Here is a 16,925-nt window from a genome sequence, read left to right as displayed (position 1 = left end):
CGCCGTCCAGCGGCAGCAGTTGGGTTCCACAGCCATAATATCTTATCCGGCCGTCGGTCCCAAGCTGTGTACACGCTGGTCAGTGGCTTCGCAGTCGATCGGCAGCCCCGCGCTGGGACAAGACGCCGACGGTCTCGCTGGCCGGCTGGCCGACGGTGTGACTCTCCGACTGCCGACAACTGTCGCCTCGACTGTCTCTCTACAATCGAGTGGATCCTACTGTTGCCACTAGCAAGTACCCAGAACCCGGACCCGACGTGCTGCTCGGTTCAAATGGAACCGATACTATCGACACATCATGCCATGTTCTCGGCTTGGATGGTCTCGATGACGCTTTCTCCCTGCTCTGTCAGCCCGTACACACGCCCCTTGCGTCGGTTCTCGGAGACCAGTAACGTGACCAGCCCCTCCTCCTGGAGTTCCTGGAGCGCGCGAGAGACGTGAGCGATACTGAAGTCGGTGTCTGTGGCGATGAGTGACGGTGTGGCGGGGCCAGCTTGCAACCGTTCGAGCGTGGCAACACGGTACCGAGAGCTGATGACGAAACTCACATCGTCCCACTCATCCGTCATTCTCGACCCTCCAGTGGGGACAGCTACGTTCTGAAAGATGGGTTACAACAGTCATACGGTAGACTGAGACGGGAACGGTGGTTAAGTATAATTCACCTTCTGAGAATAACGGCTGCAATACGTGAGAAGGCGATGCTTACCGGGCAGAACGCAGGTTCTAAATCGCTCCGGACGATGCATCGTGAGCGACAATCCCGGGTGTACCACGGATACCAACACCCCACGAAGCACCGACGACACGAACCAGAGACCGAGTAGCTACTTTCGTGACATCGCTCGTCCGAGCACAGACAACGCAGTTATCCCGGTCCAGCGGCGCTCTGGAGGTGCCAGCAGCCGGAACTATTCGCGGCCCGGCGGCGGGCCGACGATATCGATTCCGTGCGCAGGAGCGGACTCGGTTACCCGGCCGATAGCGGTCTCGCTTGGCGGCTTCGTCGGAACGACCGCCGCGTCTGCCGGTTCACTGGGCGCGACGACGAACTCGTCGAATCCACCGGGCGACGTCGTCGTGAGAATCTCGGCCTGGGACTCGGCGACCAGGCTGTGTGGCTCACCACTGGGCAAGACCACCGACTGACCGGCCGTGATCGTGTGGGCATCGCTCGACGTGTGTGCCGTCACCTCCCCGTCGAGGACGTGTATCGTTTCGTCGGCGTGCTCGTGGATGTGCATCGGCGGCGCGTGTCCCGCACGCAGGTGCATTTCGACGACCGACTGCTGGCCATCAGTTGCAGCGCTCGGGACCCGCACGTACGCGAGCGTGTCCAGAAACCGATACGCCTGCCCATCCGACCCGCCGGCCGCCGGCTCTGAGAACCCAGTCACACGGCTGTTGTTAGTCGTATACATATTAGTAGTTCGTACAGCGGTGAAATTAGAGATAGAGAGAACCGGGGCTAACTGAGCCGTACTGACCGATGTGGCGGCGGTATCGCCCCGTTGGCCACCCGCCGTCACCGAACAGGAGACGTCACCGTCCACTGGTCGCCGACTGTAGTTGCTTCGAGGCCCTCGTCAATTGCCATACGGGCAGTAGAGGCGCACGTGTCGGGCCACACGTTATCAGTGGTCTCTGTGAGCCGGTCGGGGGTTCTGTCTGCATCGGCACCGACCTCCCGACGGAGTGGACCGAGTGATGGGAACCCTGTACCAGCCCCTATTCGGCCGTAAACTGGTGCTGCTGTACCCGTTCGGCGACAGCCGACTCGAAAGCAGTGAGTGATGCGACGAACTCACCGTCCGCGAAGAGCTCCGCGTACGCCTCCCGGACGACGTCTGCAACGAGCCGGTCACGAATCGCATCCACCGTCACCGAGGCGCCGTCGTCGTCCACCGCCGCACCTGTCTGTTCGATCCGCTCGACCGTTGCATACTCCGCCGCCAACTCCCCAGCGGACGGTTGCTCCGAAGGCGACGGGGCGTCGCTGGGCTGGACACGCCACGTCGCTGCACGACCGCCGGCCTTGTCACGAATCAGGACGCCGGCCGCCGGACCGTCACGCCACGCGGACGGCGGGAACCCGGCCGACTCTTCGAACCGAGCCAGATCAGTGTGTGGCGCCGGCCGCTCTTTCTCGATTGCCGGGAGCGTCGGTAGCCCCAACCGCTCGAAGACTCCGGTCGCCGCGTCCGGTGACAGAAACGACTCCGACCGCCCGGACCACACGTCGGTACCGACAAACGCCGGTACTGACTCCCAGTCGTACTCGATACCCTCGTTGCGGGTGGCGATGCCACAGAACGTGATCTCGCTCGGGGCATCCGTCGCAGCCTGTAACGCGTCCCGATCCAGCTCGTCGTCGATCAGGCGGGCCGCCCGTTGGAACGCCACCGGCACCGACGCCGCCACATCGAAGGACCCATCGGCCGTGGCGAACGTGACGAATCCCGAGGGAGCGACGGTGAATCGGAACGCCGCCCCGGTCGGGAGTTCCTGTACCCAGACGTGCCCGGAGAACGCCTCCGTGTCAGCGAGCGTCGGTGTCTCGGGACACTGCTTCACACTCCGAGCTACACGCCCAGTGGTGGTAAAGGTCGTGGGCGACACACAACGCCCCCGAGAGATGTCGTCGAACGCCGTGCCCGAAATAAAGCCAGTAGCGCCCAATCCGTCAGCGAGAGTGAGCGGTACCACGCCACGGTACCGCCTCGGCAGATATATACCGCTTACCCGAGACCCAGTAGCCATGCACGCAGCCCAGACAGAGTCCTCGAGCATCTGGCATCTCATCGGGAGCCGCGGCTGTGGCGCCGACCCGGATGGTGCCACCATCGAGGGGGCGTGGGCGACACTCCGCGATCACATCGACCGGGGCGAGGGGGACCGCTGTACCCGCTGTAACTGGCCGCCAAATCGCTAGTGCCGACGGGTCGGCACCCACTCGGCGATCGTTACCTACCTTCGCTCGGGCACGGCGACGTTCAACCCGTTGGAACAGCGGCGCGGGCGGTCGCTAGCGTCGAAACGCTCGTCGGGACCTTACTGATGGCACTCCTCATTGTCGGCCTGACTCGTCGGTTCCAGTGGTCGTCCGTACGTCTCCAGTGGGGTGTTCAGCGCTCGACGGTGTCTAAAATCTTAGGCGCTATGCACATTCACTCAGACAGGCTACAATTAGACATGCCAACTATTGTCGACGGGACGGTCCCAGCCGAGGAGTTCGCCTTGCACCATACCCTCTCGACCGTTCCGGGTCTCAGCGTGAAGTGTGAGCGGCTCGTTCAAAGCGGCGAGAGATCAGTGATGCCGCTGGTGTGGATGCGTGGGGCCGACCGAAGCGCAATCGACGACGCTCTCACTGATGACTCGACAGTGGAGTCGGTATCGTGTCTCTCGGCGTTCGACGGCACCAACCACCTGTTCCGAATAGAGTGGGTCGACCGTGTTCGCACTCTGCTGGAGATGATGACGAACAGCAAAGCGACGGTGCTCGACATCCACTGCCGGGACGACCGGTGGTATCTTACCGTGTTGTACCCGACCCGCAAGCACTTTTCCCAGACCCACAGGTTCGCCACGGAGCACGGACTCCCGTTCGACGTAACCTCGATACGGGAGACAGAGGGCAAACCTGACTGGCGGTCAGGACTGACCGAGGGACAGCGCGAGGTGCTCGTGCGGGCGGCCCAGCAGGGCTACTTCGACGTCCCGAGAAAGAGGAACCTGGAGGGGGTCGCGGACGACTGTGAGGTATCCCACCAGGCGCTGTCCGAGCGACTGCGACGAGGGATGGGCACGCTCATCGAAGAGACCCTACTCGGCGGACCTGAGCCGGAAAACCCCGATGGTCGGACCGATTGAGACAGTGCCTGCCCTATCTCCCACAAGTGTCAATACATCAATTATCCTAGTGGCGGTGATTTCGGTCAGTTACTCGAACTGTCGTACATCTCTCCGAACGCCTGCTCTCCCCCGATCAACGCATCGACGCCGTCGGTGAGTGTCACCTCGCCAAACACGGTCGCCCGATAATACGTGTATAGTCCGTCCTGACCCCGCTCCGTTCGCTGGCGTTTTTCGACGAGGCCGACGTCAACGAGTTCGTTGAGGTGATAGTGAAGCGTACTATCGTCGATTTCGAGTGCGTCCTCGAGCTCCTTCGGACTCATTGCACCGCTGTGGACGAGCCGATAGAGAATCTCGTAGCGGGTGCGGTGGCCGACAGCCGCGTGCATATCCAGATACTCGTCGAGACTGAGAACGCTCTCCTCGGGCAGCAAGTCTTCTGGGTCGTCTGGAGCGTCCCCGTTGACCGCCCCCGTTTGGTCCGTCGCCATCGTACCCCACGTTTCGAGCCGGGTACGCTTAGTCGTTGTCAAGCCAGTAATTATCAAAAACACCTCTTTTTATATAGTGGTGCTGAATACGCCCACCAATGACTGTCGAGATCACGCGCGACCGAATCGCTAGCCGGCTCGGGGATGTAACATACGACCGGTTTCTCTTCTACGTGATGGGGCCGTACAAGTCGTTCAACCTCAACTACGTACTCAGCGAAGAGGAACGTCGCAACATCACTACTAAAGATCTCCCCGGCCCCCTCCGACGACTCTTCCAGAACAAGGACGATATCAACGAGGCCCAGGCACTCTTGCGACGTATTCAGGGTGCCCTTCGAACTGACCCCGGAGTCAATGCATTTCTCGCGCTCGATGTCGACATCGATACTGAGGACGTGGATGCGGTGACTCAGAGCATCGAGTACGCACGGTGTAGCAACGCAACCGCGTTCGTGGTTCCGTTCCTCGGCCACAACTTCGGCGTTGGGGAAGAAGCAGGCAGCGTCCTCGCAAACATCGCCGATACCCACGGTGAACGGTTGATTTTCATGCACGAGGACGACGTAACGAGTGCGATGATTCGGTCGGCACCAGTGCGGTGGGATCTACGCGTCGAGACGTACGAGACTGAAGCCGAACTTGTGACCAAACTACGCCGGTTCGCCGGCGGGGTAATGCACCGCGAACGACGGGGAGATCTGGGTCATCTGGGGTGAAAGTTCGATGGTACTATTCGTCAGTCGACCCGCAAGCCATCTCTGAGGCCGCCGAACGGTCTTTCAGGAGCTTCCCTGTCGACTGACCTGTCGTGTCGGCCAGTTCTTCGGTCGATGGAATGTTTTCCAAGGGCGTTTGTCCGACAATAGTCGCCGGTCCCAATTGTCGCTTTGGTACGATGCGTGTCGGTCACGATGGTTCACCAGTGCTGTCCGTGGTGGGACTGAAAAAGGCACAGCGCTGGCGCTTGCTGGGGTCAACTCAGCGACCGCCAACGTCGTGAGGCTTTCATGCAGACAAGGAGGTATCCAGCAGTACCGTATCAACTCGTCGGGAGCCGTGCTATGCCACCGCTGTCACGGAGGGAAACGTACAGCGCGCTATCGGCCGCTGATACGCCGATCCGGTAGGATTCCGGGTCGTACTGCCACCGGCGGGTTCCGCTGGCAGGATCGTAGGCGGCGATCTTGTTTTCGCTGGCCGCAAAGAGAACGTCACCGACACGCCCAAGCGCTTCGACCGTCCCACCGATCGCGATGTCAGTCGTCGTCTGCCAGCGCCGGGTGCCACCGAGGGCGAAAGCATCCAGGCGGATGAGGATGCCACCGTCGGGGTCGTTGACCGAGCTTGCAACGAACACTGCCTGCGTGGTAGCGGTCACCGTCTCGAGTTCGGCCCCCACTCGCCGACGCCAGGCTACGGTCCCCTCGTCACGGTCGATGGCGACCAGCTCGTCCGGGCGATCGTCACGGTCGGCCCGGACGTAGACGTGCTCGCCCACCCAGATTGGCGGACCGGCGTGGCTGGTCACCTTGCCGGCGACTGAGGCCTCCCACAGGACGTGCCCATCACGGGCGTGGCGCATCCGCACGGTGGAATCGCGAACCGTCACGACCCGGTCACCGACAGCCACAATGTAGGGATAGCTGTCGCGAGGTGTCGACTCCCACAGTACTTCCCCAGTTGTCGGCGCGAGCGTCACTAATTTCCCGTCGCCGTCCGGGAGATCGACATGGAGGATGCAGGCTTCGTCACTGAGTATCGGGAAGGGGTACTCTCGGCCGGGCCGTCGAAACCGACGTGTGCCGGTTCGTGCATCGTACCCGACGACCGTCTCAGCGACCGAATCTGTGCCGACCAGCAGCGAGCCTCGGCGACCGAGCCATCCGTTCTTGGCTTGCCCCTCTACGTGCCACAGCTCCTCGCCCGAGAGCCCGACCGTGTAGAGGTCACCGTCGGTGCTGTGGGCGTGGACCGGACCCCCAGATGCCGGGACAGCCGGCCGTGCTTCGATGGGCCCACCAGTTTCGACGGTGAAGACCCGCTCTCCGTCGGCCGTGAATCCGTGGAGTCGTCTGTCCTGGCCACCGACGACGACGTGGTCATCGGTCGCAGCCGGTGGACCCGCCGCCGAGGCGGCGGTGAACTCACGCACCCAGAGGGGATCGGCGCCGGCTGTCACCGACGGTAGACTACACCCGGCCAGCCCGAGTGTCCCCACCGACCCAATTGCGGCGAGCGCCCGACGGCGCGACCAGCCGGTGCCACTCTGTTGCTCGGTCACGTTCCGTAACGGCGCCCGTTCGTCGGCGGCAGCGTCCGGTTCACGCATCGGTGATCGCCTCCGGCGCGACCCGTGTCAGCCCGAACGTCTGCCCCAGATAGACGGTTTCGTCAGCTGCCTGTGCCCATTCGACACCGCCCCCCTCGAAGTCGCCAGTGAACTTGACCTCTCGGAGACGCGTGCCGTCCTGCTCGTGGACGTAGAGGACGGTCGGGCTAAACGGGATGGCCCCGCTAGGGCCGCGGATCCGGTGTCGCCCGCCGACAAGTGTGACGAGCCGGTCGTCAATTTGCAACGGCCCGTGGGTCACGGCGTTCGCGAGGTCGTCGTGCCACAGTTGCTGCCCGGAGGCCGCGTCGAACGCCCGAAGGGCGTAGTCCGCACCACCGACGTATACCCGCTCGTCGGTCACCAGCGGGCGTGCGAACACGGTGTTATCGAGTGGGGCGCGCCAGGCGACAGTCCCAGTCGTAGTGTCCAGCGCCAGCAGTTCCTCGGTAGCGGCACCGAGGTATGCGGTCTCGTCGGTGGTTCCGACAGCGGACAGGGGGGCGCCAACCTCCCGCGTCCACCTGACCGCCCCGCTCCGGTCGAGAAAGAGCACGCGACCGTTGACCAGCGGTGCTACGACACCACTGGCGGTCGCGCCGGGAGCGCCCGACAGTGAAGCGGACAGAGCGTGAGTGAACAGCGTCGTCCCGTCCGCGCGGTCGACACCGACCAGCCGATCGGGCACGTCGTCCTCGGTGCCGGAGATCGGGACCACGATTCGATCACTCAGCGGAATGGGGGCGAACTCGACGACTCCAGGGTCGGCCTCGTCGATTGGCGCGAGCGGGCGCTGCCAGATGGTCTCACCCGAAGCCGCATCGACGGCGACCATCGTTTCAGCCTTCGAGATAGCGTAGGCCCGTCCGTCACTGACGCCGATGGGCGACTTCTCACCTTTGCCCACTGTCATAGTCCACGTGGTCTCACCGGTCTGGACATCCAGACCGGCGACAATCGGCCGGTCTCGGAACGGACTGTGTGAACCAGCAAGAAGGTGGCCAGAGCGGGTCATCGCGACGGATGACGGATCGCGAAACCCAGTATGCCACGACCGCTGAATGGGAGATGACCCATCGCCTGGAAGACCGGCACAGCCGGCGATGCTGCCAACGAGGCCGGCTACCACTCCCAGGGCAGTACGGCGTGTCAAGGAGGGCATTTAACAACTGTTACAGTGGCTTTGATATCAGTCTTGGCTTGGGGAGAACAAGAGGGCGAATCCGAGGGGAAGGCGCCGGATATGCGAATCAGGGAACCTAGTTTGGGACTTTGCTGTCCCTGCTATACTCCCGAACTGATTCATGCGTGGATTCGAACTCGGTACTAGCGGGCGAGGTTGCTGACCGTGTACGAACCATCGTACGCGAAGAACGCACTCAAACAGTACGTCCCGCAGTTGACGACGACGTACAACGCGGGCGAACTCCACGACAACCACCCTGTTCGATTCACCAACGAAGGGCGACGAATCGACCATAAGCCCGAGAACGCTATCGAGTGGTACGTCAAAATCCCGCATCACGAGGACTACCATCGCTGGATGCCAGCACAACCAAACCCCGAACAACGGGATTGGCTTGAAGCGTTGACCGCTGGTGACGCTGAGATGGGCGAGAGTCGGCTATTCGAGCGGGACGGAACGTGGTTCTCCACGTCACCGCCATCCGCGACGTAGAGGATGGTTCCGAGGTGTCCGCGAAAGAACGCACGCCCATCGGTGTCGTATTGCGGAAGCGTCACTCGTCACGGTGTGTCACCGCGACGACGGCGGTTGCCCGACCGCACCCGAACTGTGGGCCGACGAGGCGAAAGCCGTTCGGCGGCTCCACGAGACCTACTTCACCGCTAAGGCTCCAGAAGCGCGAGAGCGAGCGTATCGCAGAATCCTTTGGGGAGGACTTGTGGAACCAGATAGACGACGTGAACGGAGCAGTGAACATCGCAGACCGCTACCGCAGCGGAGAGAGTCGTTCCAGAGAACACGAGAACGACGAGGACTCGGCTGAGGATGGGGCGCGTTTGACCGCGCCACAAGACAGCCAAGCCGATGCTGACACCCAGCAAGAGGCGCTTGGAACGTATGCGTCTTGAAACCTTAGGGCCGAACTCGGTCTGAAATCCCATGGCGGGATTCCCGCGACTTCAGGCGCGGGAGGAGGTCAATCCATCTACTTGGCTAATCAGCGTGGCAACTCGGGTCATCGATTGGACACTCAGCGCTATTCGCATAAAGAGACGTTCTCTGGTCCTCTACTGTAGTTATGACACCAACACATCCGTCTCTATCTTCTGTACTGAAGCTATTCCATTCGCCATCTTCATGACGAGCCATTACTATCAATGGTGCATCTGGCCAGACACAATCGATGATAATCCAATCAGGATCTACCGTCAGCGCACGAGTCTCCGTATGAACTACTCCACCGGTATCAGTGCGTTCTATCCGTAACTCCACTGGGACCGCAGTAGATTCTGTATTTACGAAACTGAGTTCCTGCATCGTTGCATACTCCTTACTGCCAGTAGAGGAACAGCCCGCTAGTAGGCTGATTCCCCCACCCGCAGTACCACAAAGGAACTGTCGCCGCTTCACGACTGAACTCTCCGACGGCTCCAGTAAGTGCTTTGCCTGTATCGAACAATCCCATGTACTCGGCTAACAGGTGTGAGAAGCCTTTTGTAACGGACGTACAGTCGTGGTGTCCGTTCAGCGATTACGATGCCACCTTCCGGCCTCTCCAGATGCAGTGGCTCATACCCGCCGAAGTACAGCGTGTATCGCTCCGAAGCGTGCTGATACCCGCTGGACAGCGTCGAGAGAGGTCGAGAAAGCAGTCGGGCCGAGAACAGCGGGTTGTTCCAGTGGTTCGACAGCCACCCTGACTGCAGCGGGTCCCAGTCGTCGAAGCCGTAGTTCGCGGGGGGCGTGTACGTGGTCCGAGCGGTCGCGATGAGATACTCGGCGCCGTCGGCGACCTGCCCGGCACCTCGCGCTGCACTCAAGACGGATTATCCCGTTCCAGTCCACGCCGACGATGTTTGCCGGCTCCTCTCCGGTGACACGGGGTTGTGTGAGCTCCTCGATCAGCGGATACTGCTTCGGGGGACTCGCGCCCAACAGATGCACCCGCCGACCCCGCCAGTCGACGATGTTGGTGTGCTCCTCGGCGGTGATGTCCGAGTAGCCCATCGGGTAGCCCAGCACCATATCCTGGGCGATCACGTCGGTTGCCTCTCGGCACTTCGGGACGACGATGAGTTCCGTCTCGGGAAACTTCGAGCTGAGTTCCCGCGTTGTGCGGTTGTACTCCCGAGCCTCCTCGGGGTCCTACGCATCGCCCAGAACGCCGACCGACAGTTCATATCGCTCGAATCGTTCGATATACCGGTCGAGGTCGGGATTTCGAAAGTCGTTGTCCAGCATCTCGATTGGGAGATCAACGTTCCGCAGCGACGACTGGTACGTGTAGTCCTCGCGACCACCGACCGTGAATCCGAGCCGATAGGCGTCGACGACGAACGGCTCGCGAGGGAGGAATCCTACCCACTCGGCCCGCTGTGCGTCGTCGATGGCCGTTGCTGACCAAGAGTGAGTTGCCTCTGAAGACATGGAACACCGACTACGCCCACCGGCGCGCCCAGCTGGCCAGCGCGCCACAAAATCAATAAAGAGAGAACGTCACGGACAAGAGATTGCAGTCCGTAAACGACTTTGCAACTTGAACAACGATAATCAAGCCATAGTTGCATATAGAGAAGTTAGATTAAAATACTGCCCCGGTATAGTGTCCTTCATTGCATGTGGGTGGACGAATTGGAAGATGGGGCACCGGGTGAACTCGTACCGTACGGTCGCCAACCGTACTACAAACCAGATCCGTTGCCGCCGGCCCAAGAACTAGTGCTTGACAACGGGTTCTACGAAACGCTCTCAAATGCGACCTACTGGCTCGGGAAACTCAGCGGGCTGAGTCTTGAGGTTGACTTCCCGGCGGTGCTGTACACGTCGTTGCTCCGCAAGGAGGCGATCGAATCTGCTGAGATAGAAGGCGCTGACGTTGACTACAATGCGCTGTACAGTTTCGAGACGAGAGCTGAAGATTCGACCGGCGACCCGAAGTCTACAGCTCCTCGCCTGGACAGCACGAAGGATATTCAAGAGGTTCTCAACTACGAACAGGCGCTAGCGGACGGCATCGAGTCGCTCGACCAGGATGAGCCACTGTCTATCGATCTTCTCCATTCACTGCACGACCGCCTGTTGACTGGCGTTCCGGATGACCGCGTCGACACCGACACCATCGGCGCGTTCAAGACCACACCCAATTTCATCGGCGAGTTCCTCCCACCGGTACCGGATGTCGCAGCCGGCGCGATGGAGACGCTACTGACCTACTATCGGACTGGCGGGTCCTATCAGCCGCTCATCGATATCGCGCTCTTCCACTACCAATTCGAGACAATCCACCCATATGGCGATAGCAATGGTCGGCTCGGCCGACTCCTCATCACCCTGCAGCTATACGATCAGGACTATCTCGAACGACCGAATCTCTACCTGAGCGAATATTTCAATCGGAATAAGCAGACATACGTCGACCGTATGGAGCAAGTCCGGAAAGCCGGTGAGTGGGAAGCATGGCTCGAATTTTTCATCACGGGAGTCCGATACCAGGCCGAGGAGTCCGTAATCCGGACACTCGAACTCGAACAACTCCGTCGGAAGTACGACCAACAGTATGGCGGCGTCGCCTATACAGCCGACCAGCTCGCCTGCTGGCTCTTCGAGCAGCCGTACGTGACAGCACAAACTGTCGCTGAACAGTTCGATGTCGAACACTCCACCGCATACCGTGCTATCGCATCATTGCAGGACGACGGCGTGCTCGAAGAGGTCACAGGTCAGGCACGAAACCAGGAATATCGTGCCAAAGAAATCTTCGAGATTCTCGAGCGACCACCAGAGACCTATTGACATGGCGCCAGTAGCGCGACTCTTCGACCGAATCTATCAGCTTGGTTGCCGTCCGCGAAATTCGATCCGGTCCCGAACAGTCTCTGCTGCTTCTCCATCCCACGCGGCGAGATAATCCCAACGCCGGTGTGAGTACGGCCACAGCGCTCCACCTCTGTGCCGGCATCGCGAACCTCGAAGTCCTGGAGCACATGAGTCGCGATGTCCCGTGGGAAGACGAAATCCTCGACTACGAGTTCGAGGTCTCGGACGGGGCTATCGAGGTGCCGGATTCGCCCGGACTCGGCGTGGAGTTTGACCCCGAGGCGGCGCGGCAGTATCCCGGTGAACCCAAAGATAGTCACAGCCTTTTCGACGCAGAGGGGGCGTCCCTCGCTGATACTGCTCTGAGATGTGCCGTGTCGGATGCCCCAGTCTGCGGTAGGTTCGGGCGCCGCTCATAGGACTGGATACGGCCCACGCATCTACTCATGAATGAAATAGATCTTCCCTGTTCGGCTTGTGGCACAGAGCTCGCAAAAAAGACGGTCCACCCACGGAAACTTCCAGTTTCGATAAGCTGCCAGGGACATGTTCGTGTCGCCGAATGCCCAGTATGTACAGCTAGGTACTACCCCACACAGGCACTTGTCCAGTTGGCTGGCTCGACAGACTCATCACACCGTTCTGGAGATAGCTGAATCATGGATAGAGGCTCGGAACCGCACGGAAATAGAGATCTCTCGGAAAATGATCCGCTCCCTAAGAGTCTCAAGAGCGGTACCTCTGTTCTTGTAGCTAGTGCCGGTGCTCCAGCTGAATACGCGATTGGTTTACGGATTCTCTGTGACTAGGGAACTGCGAAGGATACCGGCCTCGTTGTCACGACAACGGAGAGTGCAAAGCAGACAATTGAGCGGTATAGTAGTCTAGAGACGGAGCGACCATCTCTCGGCCTCGTCGACACGACCTCCCAACAGTCTATTTCAGCCCTCTACTGCGAACCGCCCATCGTCTTCACTCCATCACCGGGCGGTCTAGAGCGACTGGTAGTGGGTCTATCAGAACTCGCCGAGAACACTGCGCCAGAGGGTGCTTGTCACTTGGTAATTCGATCGCTCACACCATTTCTCGACGCGGTGCCAGCTGGTCATGTGGCGACAGTGGTTGAGCGACTTGTTGGATTTCGTTCTGAGACAGGGCTTGGCATCTTCGGGATAGATTACACTGCTCACGATAGAGAGATAATGGCAGCGATTGCCGGTCTCTTCGATGGGATCCTCTGGGTTACCCAACTATCTGCCAACAGCCTCTCGTTCGATTACGAGACGAGAAAGGGACGCCACAACTGATTTGATTCGGTGCCGAGTGGAAGTCAGAGTTCTAGGGACCCATCAGCTTCGTCGACTCGTCTGAGTTGCGGTTCTGCATCGTCGTCCTGTCCGTCGTAAACTAATTCGTAACAGGCATTTTCATCGCCGTCTGTAATCTCGAGCCTGGTTCGTTTGACCCCATCCTCGAGTGTATGAGCGAGAGAGATAGCATCGGGGTGTCCGAACGACTGAACGATGGTATCTACCGCTTCCTGTAGTTGTGAACTGGTTCCTGACAGGTGCTGGAAATCGCTGCTCATGCGTGTAGCGCTACTCGGTATACGCCTCGATGATGTCGTCGAGTGATTTCTCCGCCTCTGCGGAACGGTCTGTCGCCCCGGAGTCGTCAGATGAGGTTTCGCTGGCCGACTTATCAGTCTCTTCGCGTATAATGCGGGATTGCATACGCGAAACCACTCTCGCGACTGATATAACGATACAGGGTCCTCGCATATCGGAGTGAGTTTCGAGTCTCAGCGGGGCGTCTCGAATCCACGAGTATTTACGTTGTGGCAGTCACCCTCTACACAACCGAAATACGCGTTGTCCCCGAGATGGTTGCGTACTCTGGCCACATTGACCAGCTGTTCCGGTTTAGACGGCTGGCGGCGCCATCTGCGTACCGGCTCTCCTTCATCAGGCGGACTTTGACGAGTTCTGGGATCACTCTGATCGGACCCAACCTATGGAAATCGAAATTGCAACTATCGGCGGGTATGAGGAAGTCGGCCGCCAGATGACAGCAGTCCGTGCCGGAGATGACATCGTCATCTTCGACATGGGGCTGAACCTCTCGAAGGTACTGATTCACGACAACCTCCAGACAGAGAGCATGCACTCGCTCGATCTCATCGACATGGGTGCGATTCCCGACGATCGGATTATGTCGGAGCTTTCGGGTGAGGTGAAAGCTATCGTCCCGACACACGGTCACCTCGACCACATCGGCGCAATCCCGAAACTCGCACACCGATACGATGCCCCGATTGTCGGGGCACCGTTCACCATCGCTCTGGTCGAGGATCAGATCCAGGACGAAAACAAATTCACCGTGAATAACGACCTCGTCACGATGGAGGCGGGGGAAACGATGTCTATCGGTGACCACACCGAACTCGAGTTCGTCAACGTCACACACTCGATCATCGACGCGATAAATCCCGTCCTCCATACGCCAGAGGGTGCAATCGTCTACGGCTTGGACAAGCGAATCGACCATACGCCGGTGATCGGCGACCCGATCGATATGGACCGCTTCCGCGAAATCGGTCGGGACGGCGTCCTCTGTTACATCGAGGACTGCACGAACGCCAATAAGAAGGGCCGGACACCATCCGAGGCTGTTGCACGAGAGCAGCTACAAGATGTGATGCACAGCCTCGAGGACTTCGACGGCGGTATCGTGGCGACGACATTTTCGAGCCACATCGCCCGAGTCTCCTCGATCGTGGAGTTCGCCCGTGATATCGGCCGTGAGCCAGTGCTGCTCGGTCGGTCGATGGAACAGTACTCCGGGACAGCAGAGCGAATGGGAGCGATTTCGATGCCCGATGTCGACATGTACGGCCATCGCCAGTCCGTCGACCGAGCCTTCGAGCGGATTATGAACGAGGGGAAAGAAAACTTCCTCCCCGTGGTCACTGGCCACCAGGGAGAGCCGCGAGCGATGCTCACCCGAATGGGCCGTGGCGAAACCTCTTATGACCTTGAGCAGGGTGACAAAGTCATCTTCTCCGCCCGAGTCATCCCGGAGCCCACCAACGTGGGCCAGCGATATCAGTCCGAGACCCTACTCGGAATGCAGGGCGCCCGAATCTACGACGACGTCCACGTCTCGGGGCACCTCAGCCAAGAGGGCCACTACGAGATGCTCGATGCTCTCCAGCCCGAGAACGTGATTCCAGCCCACCAAGACATGAAAGGGTTCTCCGGATACGTCGATCTCGCCGCCAGTCAGGGGTACAAAGTCGGCCGTGATCTGCACGTCACGACGAACGGGAACGTCATCCAGCTCGTCGAGTAACGGACCGTCCGAAGCAACAACTGTTTCACCATCGCTGGTAACCGAGATAGCATGCCCAGTGAGCAACTCGATGTCGAACTCGAATTCGGGGAAAACGGCCTGATTCCAGCTGTTGCACAGGATGCGGAAACTGGCAACGTGTTGATGCTCGCCTATGTCTCGGCCGATGCACTGGCAAAGACACGGAACACGGGCCTGGCTCATTACTACTCGCGGAGTCGGGACGAACTCTGGAAGAAAGGTGGGTCGAGTGGACACGTTCAACGAGTCGAAGAGATTCGTGTCGACTGTGACGGCGACGCACTCCTCTACCGCATCGAGCAGGAAGGTGGTGCCTGCCACACCGGCTATCATTCGTGCTTCTATCGGACACTCGGCGGTGAGACCGTAGGCGAGGAAGTTTTTGATCCGGACGACGTCTACGAGTAGTGTCGCTGCTGTCGACAACTGACGATCTGTGATGAATGGAGACGGCGAATCGACGTTCCCAGAGGCTCGCGCACTCCAGTACTCGCCGAAACGCTGGTGGGCTTATCGTCCGTGTTCGGGATGGGTACGGGAGGTACCCCACCGCTGTGGCCGTCGTTGAATTGCCACGGAACGTACCGTGATACCCACATCTACTGTGATGCCACGGATAAACCTCGCGATACAGCGCGTGTTCAGCATCACTCTCTGTCTTCCCGCCCGTGATAACGAGCCTTCGAACGACCAGTTCTAGTAGAGTTGTAGTCGAAGCGTGAAACCGTATTTATCCGCACGGACAGCGTTCCCGAAAGCTATTCCGTACTTTCCCCGATGGCATCACGATTCACCGTCGACGAGGGTATTCCACCCTCGTAGACAGTCCGAATGTTCGCTGTTGCTCGTTGACTCATCCGGGCTAAGGCTTCCTCGGTCACGCCACCGACGTGGGGGGTCAAGAGGACGTTATCTCGGGCGTACAGCGGATGGTCCTCTCCTGGCGGCTCGCTCTCGAACGTGTCTAGACCGGCACCACCCAACGTATTTGTCCGAAGTGCCTCGACTAGCGCTTCTTCGTCGACAATCGCTCCCCGGGCCGTGTTGATCAGGACGCCGCGCTCACCGAGTGCTCTCAGTTCTTCAGTCGAAATTGCGTGCCGGGTCTCCGGAGTGAGCGGTGCATGAACACTTACTGCATCCGATCGGGCGAACAGGTCCTGGAGGCTCGAAACTCGGCCCATTCGGGTTGGAATGTCGTCGTCGGAAACGTATGGGTCGTACACGATAACCTGTTGACCGATGCCGTGGGCCAGATCTGAGACTTCTCGGGCGATTGCACCGAATCCAAACAGGCCTATCGTATCTCCGGTCAGTTCTCGACCGGTATACGCCGACCGCTCCCAGCCACCGTCGCGGACGTGCTGATCGGCACTTCGATGATTTCGCCGGAGGGCGAACAGCAGTGAGAGGGCGTGTTCTGCGACCGACCGCGAGTTCGCGCCGGGCGTGTTACAGACGACGATTCCACGCTCCGAGGCCGCGTCGATGTCGACGTTGTCGAGGCCAGCGCCGTGTTTCGCGATAATCTGCAATCTATCCGCTCGCGCAAGCACATCCGCATCGAGTTCTGCGACTCTGACGACGACAGCATCGTACCGTCCGATATCTGCGAGCGCAGCCTCGACACTCCCGTACTCGTCCATACCCGTACACTCCGCAAAGTCGGCGACCGATTCCGGTCCGGACGGATCTATCTGTTCCGGAACCAGAATATCCCACGTTCTAGCCATATACTTCCCGTTCAGGCAGGAAGCGCAAAAGGGTGTAGATTGGCAGCTTGGATGTGTTCTGTCGTGCGCTACTCAGTATCTCGGCTCCCCGAGGAGAGCGCTGTTTTAGACGAGTCGTAATTGGAACCGAAACC

Annotated in this window: 15 protein-coding genes, 1 rRNA gene and 3 pseudogenes; 9 read left to right on the top strand and 10 right to left on the bottom strand. The window is 59.8% G+C overall.

Annotation, left to right across the window (positions count from 1 at the left end; all coding sequences use genetic code 11):
• Nucleotides 1-296: 296 nt before the first annotated feature.
• The 3 genes from NDI56_RS16875 to NDI56_RS16865 all read right to left on the bottom strand — a co-directional run bounded on the left by NDI56_RS16875 (nucleotide 297) and on the right by NDI56_RS16865 (nucleotide 2,577).
• Nucleotides 297-572 (bottom strand): winged helix-turn-helix domain-containing protein, encoded by a 276-nt coding sequence (locus tag NDI56_RS16875; protein ID WP_310920843.1) that lies wholly within the window; start codon nucleotides 570-572, stop codon nucleotides 297-299.
• 342 nt (nucleotides 573-914) lie between these two features.
• Nucleotides 915-1,400, bottom strand: coding sequence for a cupin domain-containing protein (locus NDI56_RS16870; protein ID WP_310920842.1), 486 nt, complete (start codon nucleotides 1,398-1,400; stop codon nucleotides 915-917).
• A gap of 331 nt (nucleotides 1,401-1,731) precedes the next feature.
• Nucleotides 1,732-2,577: a hypothetical protein gene (locus NDI56_RS16865; protein WP_310920841.1), complete on the bottom strand. Its 846-nt coding sequence runs from the start codon at nucleotides 2,575-2,577 to the stop codon at nucleotides 1,732-1,734.
• 184 nt (nucleotides 2,578-2,761) lie between these two features.
• Here NDI56_RS16865 and NDI56_RS16860 point away from each other — a divergent pair, with 184 nt between their 5' ends.
• Both NDI56_RS16860 and NDI56_RS16855 read left to right on the top strand, forming a co-directional pair.
• Entirely contained in the window at nucleotides 2,762-2,935 is a 174-nt protein-coding gene (locus tag NDI56_RS16860) for a hypothetical protein (RefSeq protein ID WP_310920840.1), read from the top strand.
• Between the two features lie 125 nt (nucleotides 2,936-3,060).
• Nucleotides 3,061-3,876 carry a helix-turn-helix domain-containing protein gene (locus NDI56_RS16855; protein WP_310920839.1) on the top strand — a complete coding sequence of 272 codons (816 nt, stop codon included), beginning with the start codon at nucleotides 3,061-3,063 and terminating at the stop codon, nucleotides 3,874-3,876.
• A 65-nt stretch (nucleotides 3,877-3,941) separates the two neighbouring features.
• On the opposite strand, the gene NDI56_RS16850 is transcribed toward NDI56_RS16855, so the two are convergent.
• Nucleotides 3,942-4,352, bottom strand: coding sequence for an ArsR/SmtB family transcription factor (locus NDI56_RS16850; protein ID WP_310920838.1), 411 nt, complete (start codon nucleotides 4,350-4,352; stop codon nucleotides 3,942-3,944).
• A gap of 98 nt (nucleotides 4,353-4,450) precedes the next feature.
• On the opposite strand from NDI56_RS16850, the gene NDI56_RS16845 reads away from it, so the two are divergent.
• Nucleotides 4,451-5,071, top strand: a complete 621-nt coding sequence (locus NDI56_RS16845) for a DUF7509 family protein (protein WP_310920836.1) — start codon at nucleotides 4,451-4,453, stop codon at nucleotides 5,069-5,071.
• Nucleotides 5,072-5,394: 323 nt separating this feature from the next.
• Here the strand turns inward: NDI56_RS16845 and NDI56_RS16840 are convergent, their stop codons facing one another.
• Both NDI56_RS16840 and NDI56_RS16835 read right to left on the bottom strand, forming a co-directional pair.
• Entirely contained in the window at nucleotides 5,395-6,684 is a 1,290-nt protein-coding gene (locus NDI56_RS16840; RefSeq protein WP_310920835.1) for an outer membrane protein assembly factor BamB family protein, read from the bottom strand.
• Entirely contained in the window at nucleotides 6,677-7,699 is a 1,023-nt protein-coding gene (locus NDI56_RS16835; RefSeq protein WP_310920834.1) for an outer membrane protein assembly factor BamB family protein, read from the bottom strand. The genes NDI56_RS16840 and NDI56_RS16835 overlap by 8 nt, the downstream gene beginning before the upstream one ends.
• Nucleotides 7,700-8,047: 348 nt before the next feature.
• Here NDI56_RS16835 and NDI56_RS16830 point away from each other — a divergent pair.
• A pseudogene (locus tag NDI56_RS16830) lies at nucleotides 8,048-8,778 on the top strand (hypothetical protein); the annotation flags it as partial.
• 919 nt (nucleotides 8,779-9,697) lie between these two features.
• Here the strand turns inward: NDI56_RS16830 and NDI56_RS16825 are convergent.
• Nucleotides 9,698-10,297 (bottom strand): annotated as a pseudogene (locus tag NDI56_RS16825) (DUF6610 family protein); the annotation flags it as partial.
• Between the two features lie 189 nt (nucleotides 10,298-10,486).
• Between NDI56_RS16825 and NDI56_RS16820 the strand changes: the two are divergent.
• From NDI56_RS16820 to NDI56_RS21905, 3 genes and pseudogenes are all read left to right on the top strand, one after another.
• On the top strand, nucleotides 10,487-11,662 hold the full coding sequence (locus NDI56_RS16820; protein ID WP_417936030.1) for a Fic family protein: 1,176 nt from the start codon (nucleotides 10,487-10,489) through the stop codon (nucleotides 11,660-11,662).
• 128 nt (nucleotides 11,663-11,790) lie between these two features.
• Complete coding sequence (locus tag NDI56_RS16815; protein WP_310920832.1) at nucleotides 11,791-12,105, top strand: enolase C-terminal domain-like protein; 315 nt, start codon at nucleotides 11,791-11,793, stop codon at nucleotides 12,103-12,105.
• Nucleotides 12,106-12,516: 411 nt separating this feature from the next.
• Nucleotides 12,517-12,993 (top strand): annotated as a pseudogene (locus NDI56_RS21905) (DUF7504 family protein); the annotation flags it as partial.
• A 291-nt stretch (nucleotides 12,994-13,284) separates the two neighbouring features.
• On the opposite strand, the gene NDI56_RS16810 reads toward NDI56_RS21905, so the two are convergent.
• Nucleotides 13,285-13,419 (bottom strand): hypothetical protein, encoded by a 135-nt coding sequence (locus tag NDI56_RS16810; protein ID WP_310920831.1) that lies wholly within the window; start codon nucleotides 13,417-13,419, stop codon nucleotides 13,285-13,287.
• 280 nt (nucleotides 13,420-13,699) lie between these two features.
• Here NDI56_RS16810 and NDI56_RS16805 point away from each other — a divergent pair, with 280 nt between their 5' ends.
• Both NDI56_RS16805 and hisI read left to right on the top strand, forming a co-directional pair.
• The gene (locus NDI56_RS16805; RefSeq protein ID WP_310920830.1) at nucleotides 13,700-15,037 is read left to right on the top strand and encodes an RNase J family beta-CASP ribonuclease; all 1,338 of its coding nucleotides are present in this window, start codon (nucleotides 13,700-13,702) and stop codon (nucleotides 15,035-15,037) included.
• A gap of 51 nt (nucleotides 15,038-15,088) precedes the next feature.
• The gene (gene hisI / locus NDI56_RS16800) at nucleotides 15,089-15,466 is read left to right on the top strand and encodes a phosphoribosyl-AMP cyclohydrolase (RefSeq protein ID WP_310920829.1); all 378 of its coding nucleotides are present in this window, start codon (nucleotides 15,089-15,091) and stop codon (nucleotides 15,464-15,466) included.
• Nucleotides 15,467-15,502: 36 nt separating this feature from the next.
• Here hisI and rrf read toward each other — a convergent pair.
• Nucleotides 15,503-15,624 (bottom strand): 5S ribosomal RNA (rrf, locus tag NDI56_RS16795).
• Nucleotides 15,625-15,816: 192 nt separating this feature from the next.
• Nucleotides 15,817-16,791 (bottom strand): hydroxyacid dehydrogenase, encoded by a 975-nt coding sequence (locus tag NDI56_RS16790; protein ID WP_310920828.1) that lies wholly within the window; start codon nucleotides 16,789-16,791, stop codon nucleotides 15,817-15,819.
• Between the last annotated feature and the right edge of the window lie 134 nt (nucleotides 16,792-16,925).

The organism is Halomicroarcula saliterrae (genome assembly GCF_031624395.1).
In the GTDB taxonomy this organism is placed as follows: domain Archaea; phylum Halobacteriota; class Halobacteria; order Halobacteriales; family Haloarculaceae; genus Haloarcula; species Haloarcula saliterrae.
This window is presented reverse-complemented; position numbering and strand designations above follow the sequence as displayed.